General features: G+C 62.9%; 1 protein-coding gene. It reads right to left on the reverse strand.

Going from position 1 to position 394, the window contains the following annotated elements; all coding sequences use genetic code 11:
- Positions 1 to 51: 51 nt before the first annotated feature.
- Positions 52 to 394 (reverse strand): IS1634 family transposase (locus C667_RS24010; protein ID WP_004393396.1); only part of this gene is annotated, 343 nt, incomplete at its 5' end.

Genomic DNA, 394 nt, shown 5'->3' on the forward strand with positions numbered 1-394 from the left:
GTTACGCTCGCAAGTGCTTGTTTTTGCTAGAGCGCACTTTCAAAAATGCCACTACAACAGCGCCAACTGCTCCGGCGCCGCTGGTTTTTCGATTCCTAATGCATGAAACACCTCGTTCTGTTCCGTGCTGAGCGTCGACACCCCGACCACCGGCTCGCCGCCGTTCAGGCGCACGCGGTGATGCTGGATGCGCTGTAGTTGCTCGAGCGCCCGCTCGGGCGTGTAGCCCGCGTCCGCCGCCTTGAGTCGGCTGCGCATCACCCGGTGCAGGATCAGCGCCATGAAGCAGATCGACGCGTGCGCGCGAATCCGCTCGGGCAGGCGGTGATACACCGGGCCGATCTCGATCTCGGACTTGAGCACCTTGAAGCCGCGCTCGATGTCGGCGAGCGAC

This window comes from Thauera phenylacetica B4P (genome assembly GCF_000310225.1).
Taxonomy (GTDB): Bacteria; Pseudomonadota; Gammaproteobacteria; order Burkholderiales; family Rhodocyclaceae; genus Thauera; species Thauera phenylacetica.